Here is a 6,821-nt window from a genome sequence, read left to right on the forward strand (position 1 = left end):
TTCCGGCGTAGCTCAGCGGTAGAGCAGTTGACTGTTAATCAATTGGTCGTAGGTTCGATCCCTACCGCCGGAGCCAAACTTCTCGCAAGAGCTTGAAGTTTCGGCAGAAAACCCCCGGGTCTCGGCAGAGGCCTGGGGGTTTTGCGTTTCGCTTTGCACAATGCGCTGCACAAGCGTTTGCACAAGCCTCCCGGAGCCTGCGCGGCACCTCCACCTCAGGAGGCCCAGAGTTGGCAACTGCCCAACCCCATCTCGAACACCGCGCCACCGGATTCTACTGGCGTCGGCGCGTCCCTGCCCGCGCCCGAAGCCGGTTCGAACCGGATTTTTTCTGCTTTCCCTTGCGCACTCACGTTCCCCGCGAAACCGCAGAACGGGCCCGGCGCCTGACCGCCATTAGCGGGTTATGCTTCAACGCGGAGCCGGACGCGTCGCCCGACGTCACGACCAATATCCTGGTGACCTATGCGCGGATCGAAATTGATTTATGCGATCGCCTGCGCGCCCCGGCGGAGGCCGCCACAAACGGGAGGCGGCCTCACGCGTGTCGCTCCGCGACGCGATCTTCCGCTGCGACCACCCCCCTGCACTGAACCCGATCCGGGCCTTTGCACCAAGATTGGCAGATGCCTGATCAAAGCCATTTCGTCCTCGCGACCGCCCGACCGCTGATGAGTCAGCCAGCCGTTCTCAATCACTTGTGTCCGTCCAAAGACATTCTCGTTCATTCAGCTGGCCGGTCGCATCCCTCCAAGCCGCTTCTGCCAGCGGCAAGAGATCTTCCGTGCGACACAGACCATATGGATCGCATCAACAGGGCACATATCATGGTCTCGGACAAACGGCCCCCAACTGGCGTCAGGACCGTGAAGCGAGCTCCGACCGGAAGTCTGACGGGGTCTGGCCGAAGCGTTTGCGGAACATGCGCGAAAAGCTCTGAAAGTTCACGATTCCACGGTGATAGGCGATCTCACTGATCGAGCGATGGGACAGCTGACTGTTGGCGAGATCTGCCGCGATCCTATTCAGCCGAGCTGTTGCGATCTCGCGGGAAATGGAACTGCCCTCGATTTGGAACAACTCGTTAAGCCGGCGCACCGAAAGCCCCGTTTCCCCTGCGACCGCCGTCCGGTCCAGATCCGGGTTGCCCAGGTGCTGAGAGATGAAGGCACGCGCCCGCAACAGGATCAGTTGATCGTAAGAATGGAGGTCGACAACCGCAGGCTGCATCGTGGCAAATACCGCTACGAGGAGGTCCATGATCGCATTCTGGCTTTGCGCCTGCGCACAGTCCGGCGTCTCGTCCAGTGATGCCACCAATCGGGGCAGGATCTCTGCGGCCAGCTTGCCGAACCCGCTGAGCGTCGGGGCCTTGATCGCGGTCAGCGCTTCAGCACAGGGCAGGCGGTCAAGGAAATCCGCCTTCGGAAACTGAAGGACGACCTGCGAGAAATCGTCTGGCAGCGTCAGCCGGTAGCTGCTGGAACTGCAATAGAGCGCAAAATTGCCCGGCTCGAGCCGAGCCAGTCGCCCAGCCTGTTCCACGAACCCCGTCTTCTGCAGCTGCAAGCTGACGAGAAAGGTCTCTTCGCCGCTTCGGGATACATGGGTCTGGCTCCGGGTCACGGTCTGGTTGCTGCCCTTCACGTAGGATGTGGAGAGATGCGCGCGCCGCTTGAGGTCGATCTGACCGTGAAAGGACCGAGGTGTCGCCGTGGCGCAATCGAGTTCGACATAGCTATCGCAGACCGCCTCGCGCCAATAGGCGAACCGATCCGTGGGGCAAGCATCCTGCGTCGTGAATCGCTTTTCCATAACGGGATCTTAACAGAGGGCTCACGAAACCCAAAAAAGACCTCTCCCCTCCGCTCAAAAATACACCACCTTCCGCCCAGGCGGACACGCGCGGCGATACGAGACGTGTCTATCCTCTCTTCATAACAACACGACGCCAACAGAGAGATAGCACCATGACCGGACCCACCAAAGTCGCTGCCGTTCAGGCCGCCCCCATCTTCATGAACCTCGATGCCAGTATCGACAAAGCCATCGGCCTGATCGAAGAGGCTGCCGCCCTAGGCGTCAAACTGATCGCCTTTCCGGAAACCTACCTGCCGGGCTATCCGTGGTATATCTGGCTCGACGCTCCGGCGATGACTATGCACAATGTGCCGGTATATGCGGCGAATTCTATCACCGAGGGCAGCCCGCAGGACAAACGGCTGGCCGAAGCCGCCCGGGCGAACAAGATCCACGTGGTCATGGGCCTGTCGTGGAACCGCAACGGCACGCTCTACATCGCGCAGTGGCACTACGGCCCCGACGGGCAGGTCATTTCCCGCCGGCGGAAGCTGAAAGCAACCCATGTCGAGCGCACGGTCTATGGCGAAGGCGATGGCAGCGACATGAAGGTTTATGACACCGACATTGGCCGCGTCGGCGCGCTGTGTTGCTGGGAACACCTGCATCCGCTGAACAAATACGCCATGTTCGCGCAGAACGAGCAGATTCATATCGGCGCCTGGCCAAGCTTCTCGGTCTACGAGGGCGGGGCCTATGCGCTCGGGCCGGAGGTGAACACATCCGCCAGCCGCATGTACGCGGTCGAGGGTCAGTGCTTTGTCATCGCCCCCTGCGCCACCGTCTCGGACCAGATGATCGAGGCGCTCTGCGACACGCCGGTGAAGCAGCAGCTGCTGAAAAAGGGGGGCGGCTATGCCCGCATCTTTGCCCCCGACGGCTCGGCCATGGGCGAAAACCTCGCCCCGGACGAAGAGGGTCTGGTGATCGCCGACATCGACCTCAACATGATCGCCATCGGCAAGGCCGCCGCCGATCCCTGTGGGCATTATTCGCGCCCGGACGTGTTCCGGCTGATGGTCAACAACAAGCCCGCTCCTGTCGTCATGGCCTTTAACAACGAATACGCACAGCCGGTCGAGACGGCCGACAGCGAAACCGACGACGCGCTGGCCGAGTAGTCGGTCTGGCGCCCGGCTTCGGTCGGGCGCCGCAATCCTGAGCGAAGACCCCGAGCTTCTGGCTGCCTTCCCCGGTGCCAACCTCGGGGTGCGGGTTGAAGTGCCCGGCGGCTTCCTTACTTCCGCGCGCTACATCCCTAAACACGTCCGCGTTTCCGAAAGCCCCTATGTGCCGGATGCTGCGGGCCAGCAGCCTTTCCCGCCGTAGAAACGCATCGACATGCTGCAAGACGTCCTGCCCCATCGGGACAAGGGCCGGACCGAAGCTGAAGGTGGCGAGATCACCTTCCACGACTATATGGGCAAGGTTATCGATGGCACGTCGTGAAGTTGGCGACGCACCCATGATCGGCCCATTTCGGCTGGCAGGTGACAGCGAAGAATGTCGCAGCCGGGCAGGCAAAACAGGCCGACGCGCAGAGCGAGGCCAGTGTCGTCTCGGAGCCTTTCGCAACGACACTCCGCGACCTGACGGTCGAAGTCTCGGGCGGACAGGAGTTGCCGCAAGAGCTTGATGCAGTGCATCTTGATCTCGGCGCGGCTTCGGCGGTGATAGCCGCTCCATCGTCGCCAGATCGACCGGCCAACACGCGTCGTTGTCCGCAGGATTTCGTTCCGAGCGATGGCTCCTGCGGTGTCAGGCTTGCATGGTTTGGCGTTGTTGCGGTGTGGGATGATCGCGGCAGCTCCACGGGCGGCGATGGCGTCCTGACACTTGCGGGTATAGAAAGCCCCGTCGGCAGTGACGCTGGCGATCTCCTGCACCGGCGGTATCTGGTCAAGCAGTTCGGGTACCATCGGGGCCTCGCCGATCTCGCTGGAGGTGAACTCCGCCGCCCGGATTTCCAGCGTTTGCTCGTCGATCCCGATGTGGATCTTCCGCCAGACGCGCCGCTTGGAACCGCCATGCTTGCGGGCGTTCCACTCGCCGTCACCCTCGACCTTGATGCCGGTGCCGTCCACCGCCCGGCAGGGCATTGCAAAGCAATGTCCCGAGAGGGGATCAGCAGGTGCAGCGGGCCGTTCGATCCAGAATAGGGAATGTTGACCTTCAGGGTCTTCTGGCGCCGCGACAACGTGCTGAAGTCTGGCACGGCCCAGTCCAAGCCGATCAGTCGCTGCCGACTCTCGCCGAACCCTTTTGTCTGTCGAAGCGCCATGCCGAACAGCACCTTCATCATCGGGCAGGTCTGGATAGAGGCATCACCATAGGGGGATGCCGTCCGCGCTTGCCGGTCGGCGCGGCTTCCGAGGTCATGCCGGGGTCAAACCAGATCGTCAAAGAGCCGCGGCGCTTTAACGCTTCGTTGTAGCTCGGCCAGTTCCGGCCTTCTAGGTCGAGGGTGTCGGTCTGCTCATGCAGCCCAGCTAAAACGCTGTATTCACGATACAAATCTCTCACGGGATTTGTGCAATAGAGCCTCCACGCGGGTTCCAATGCGGCGAAGGATAAGGCTCCTGCCGCGATGGCCCGGCGATGATCGCTGTCACGGCGCGAGGCTTCGATCTAAGGGCAGTCAATAGCCGACGGGTCGCAGAGGCTCCCCGAGCCGATTGGGCGTTACAGGGGCGCGAGCGGAGTTTGGCTGTCGGGCCCGCCGAGCTCGCTCTTCGCGAAATCGATCCAGTCCTGAACGTCGACGAGTTGCCCCACCAGACCCAATCCCTGCGTCAGCGTGACGGCGTCGGCTGTGGTCAGCTGCTCAAGCGAGCCGATCCCATTCGCATGAAGCAGCCATACGAGCCCAATCCCGGCGCCGGGGAGGCGATTCAATGAGCTGGCACGCAGCTCCGCCTCCGTCCAGCACAGCGTGCTGTCCGACGCTTCGGCTGTCTCGCTGGACACATCCGCGCAGGGAGTCTCTGGCGACGTCGGCGCCATGGCCGGGGCTTGCGGGGCTTCGTGATCAGCCTGTTCGCCCGCCGACTCCGCATCGCCGGGAAGTTGCTGCGGATCCGCGTCTCCCCCGGTCGGTCGCGCCTCACTGGTCTCGCCCTGGTGCTGCATGGGCTCGGCCCCTGCCCCATCCCCTGTCACATCGGCGGCCTTAGGCGCCTGCGATGCGTCAGCGGACAGCGGGTCGCCCGCCTCTGAGCGCACCATGTCAGCCGTCTGACGGGAGACCAAAATCGAAAGCTCCTCTGGAAGGGCTCCCTGCGGAGACCGGGCCACTGCAGCGCGCCCTGGAGAACTGCGCCGCGCGAGCCGGTCTTGGCGCAGCGACCGCAGACTGCGCCTTGCTTCGGCACGGACGGAGCGCACCCAGTCCGCGTAGGTTTCGTGATCGCTCATGCGCGCTCCTTTCGCCCGATCCCATCTCGAAGGCCGATCCACTGCGGCAGCGCCAAACCGGCAAGGCGGCGCAACCGCTCGGCCCGACCCGCCTCGCACAGCCAGGTTTCAAGCTGCTCGAGCAGCGCCCGGGCATCTTGGGGATGAGTTGCATCGCGGCGTTGCGGCCGGCACGCCGCCTCAATCCAGTCAAGGGCCGCGCCGAGATCGGCAACAACGGCCGCGTCGTCTTTCCCATCAAGCCGCAGCGATATCGCCAGCCGCCCATCGGTGCGCGCCCAGAGCGCCAGCTCGTCCGGCGGAGCCCCTGCCCCTGCCTCTGCTCCGGTGCACCAGACCGTGCGGCTGGCTTTGCGCCCCATGAAATTCAGCGGCTTGCGACCGGCCCGAGGCAGGATCACGCGCCGCGGATCACCAGCATCGGGCAACCTGGCAGGGTCGGGGCACGCCTCGGGTGCGGTCAGGGCCTTGGCCGAGGTCATTCCGCGTCACCTCCTTTCAATGACATGCCGCGGCGAGCCTGAGGGAAATACGCTAACCGAAAGTGAAGAAAAAAACTTTGGCGATTCTAGCAATGAAAGGGAAACCACTTAAGGATTGTTCGTTTGGAAATCCTGCACGCGTCGTTTACTCCGAAGCCACGGAAAAGTTCACGATAGAGCAGTCTTCTAAGCGGCTGAAAGGAGCGTTCCGAGTATGGAAACGATTGGATACCTGAAGGAAAGCGGAGGTCGCTTCGAATTCCACTCAGATCAGTTCGGCCTTGTCGTCCGCGGAAATTATCCCGAGTGGGTTCTCGCCGCCGCAGCCGAGATCATTCGTGACAACACGAAACTCGAAGCCGACAGCCGGATGGAGGAATTGACTGCCCTGGTGGAATTCGGCGAGGCGAGCGAGATCGATATAGACGCGCATAAAGTCGACATGAAGTTCCGCTACGAGGTGCTTCCGCAATGCGTCGTGACCATGGGCACGATGGATTATCGCTGGGCGGACCAGGAGGGGCGCGAGAAGCTGACCGAGTTCGACGGTCACACGATGCGCCGGCTGCATGACATGTCCCTGACCCGCAACGACAGCTTTCTCGACGACGAGGACGGCGTGGACAAGAGCTCCGACGGAGCGGCGTGAACGAGCGAGGATCGATACATGGAAATCATTCCCTTTGGCAGCCAGGACATCGACAACATCCTGAGCCGCGAGCCCCAGCGGGCCGAATACCTTCCCTTCGGCGCCGTCCTGCTTGATCGCATGGGCAAGATCATCAAGTACAACAAGGCCGAAGGCCTGATCTCCAACCGGGTTCCCGCCGAGGTGATCGGGATGGATTTCTTCAACCAGATCGCCCCTTGCGCCAAGGGCAAGCGGTTCCACGGGGAGTTCATCAAGTTCCATCGCAGCGGTCAGGTGAACGTCATGTTCGACTATAAGTTCGCCTACAAGGGCACGGACGTGAACGTGAAGATCCACATGAAGTCGCAGCCGGACGGACAGTCCTGCTGGCTCTTCGTCAAAAGGGTCTGAGCACGGGGGCGAGCATGGTGGCC

Annotated in this window: 6 protein-coding genes, 1 tRNA gene and 1 pseudogene; 4 read left to right on the forward strand and 4 right to left on the reverse strand. The window is 62.3% G+C overall.

Features of this window, described 5'->3' with window-relative positions:
• The first annotated feature begins 1 nt into the window (after position 1).
• A tRNA-Asn gene (locus tag ACN0Q0_RS17155) sits at positions 2–76 on the forward strand.
• Between the two features lie 782 nt (positions 77–858).
• Here ACN0Q0_RS17155 and ACN0Q0_RS17160 read toward each other — a convergent pair.
• Positions 859–1,815 carry a helix-turn-helix domain-containing protein gene (locus tag ACN0Q0_RS17160; RefSeq protein WP_343502469.1) on the reverse strand — a complete coding sequence of 319 codons (957 nt, stop codon included), beginning with the start codon at positions 1,813–1,815 and terminating at the stop codon, positions 859–861.
• A gap of 155 nt (positions 1,816–1,970) precedes the next feature.
• On the opposite strand from ACN0Q0_RS17160, the gene ACN0Q0_RS17165 reads away from it, so the two are divergent.
• Positions 1,971–2,981 (forward strand): carbon-nitrogen hydrolase family protein, encoded by a 1,011-nt coding sequence (locus ACN0Q0_RS17165; protein WP_417244439.1) that lies wholly within the window; start codon positions 1,971–1,973, stop codon positions 2,979–2,981.
• Positions 2,982–3,275: 294 nt separating this feature from the next.
• Here ACN0Q0_RS17165 and ACN0Q0_RS17170 read toward each other — a convergent pair.
• The 3 genes and pseudogenes from ACN0Q0_RS17170 to ACN0Q0_RS17180 form a co-directional block, all read right to left on the reverse strand.
• A pseudogene (locus ACN0Q0_RS17170) lies at positions 3,276–4,340 on the reverse strand (IS5 family transposase).
• Between the two features lie 202 nt (positions 4,341–4,542).
• Positions 4,543–5,274 (reverse strand): hypothetical protein, encoded by a 732-nt coding sequence (locus ACN0Q0_RS17175; RefSeq protein ID WP_343502471.1) that lies wholly within the window; start codon positions 5,272–5,274, stop codon positions 4,543–4,545.
• The gene (locus tag ACN0Q0_RS17180; RefSeq protein ID WP_417244440.1) at positions 5,271–5,756 is read right to left on the reverse strand and encodes a hypothetical protein; all 486 of its coding nucleotides are present in this window, start codon (positions 5,754–5,756) and stop codon (positions 5,271–5,273) included. Before ACN0Q0_RS17180 ends, ACN0Q0_RS17175 begins: the two co-directional genes overlap by 4 nt.
• 214 nt (positions 5,757–5,970) lie before the next feature.
• Between ACN0Q0_RS17180 and ACN0Q0_RS17185 the strand changes: the two genes are divergently transcribed.
• Together ACN0Q0_RS17185 and pyp are read left to right on the forward strand one after the other, a co-directional pair.
• A complete protein-coding gene (locus ACN0Q0_RS17185) occupies positions 5,971–6,405 on the forward strand; it encodes a hypothetical protein (RefSeq protein ID WP_108965939.1) in 435 nt (144 codons plus the stop codon).
• 18 nt (positions 6,406–6,423) lie between these two features.
• Positions 6,424–6,798 carry a photoactive yellow protein gene (gene pyp, locus ACN0Q0_RS17190; RefSeq protein WP_095880866.1) on the forward strand — a complete coding sequence of 125 codons (375 nt, stop codon included), beginning with the start codon at positions 6,424–6,426 and terminating at the stop codon, positions 6,796–6,798.
• Positions 6,799–6,821: the final 23 nt, after the last annotated feature.

It is taken from the genome of Celeribacter sp. (assembly GCF_048259695.1).
Lineage (GTDB): Bacteria > Pseudomonadota > Alphaproteobacteria > Rhodobacterales > Rhodobacteraceae > Celeribacter.

Coding starts and splice junctions, on each gene's coding strand:
- ACN0Q0_RS17160 (WP_343502469.1), bottom strand. CDS start 1,815: ATGGAAAAGCGATTCACGACGCAGGATGCTTGCCCCACGGATCGGTTC.
- ACN0Q0_RS17165 (WP_417244439.1), top strand. CDS start 1,971: ATGACCGGACCCACCAAAGTCGCTGCCGTTCAGGCCGCCCCCATCTTC.
- ACN0Q0_RS17175 (WP_343502471.1), bottom strand. CDS start 5,274: ATGAGCGATCACGAAACCTACGCGGACTGGGTGCGCTCCGTCCGTGCC.
- ACN0Q0_RS17180 (WP_417244440.1), bottom strand. CDS start 5,756: ATGACCTCGGCCAAGGCCCTGACCGCACCCGAGGCGTGCCCCGACCCT.
- ACN0Q0_RS17185 (WP_108965939.1), top strand. CDS start 5,971: ATGGAAACGATTGGATACCTGAAGGAAAGCGGAGGTCGCTTCGAATTC.
- pyp (WP_095880866.1), top strand. CDS start 6,424: ATGGAAATCATTCCCTTTGGCAGCCAGGACATCGACAACATCCTGAGC.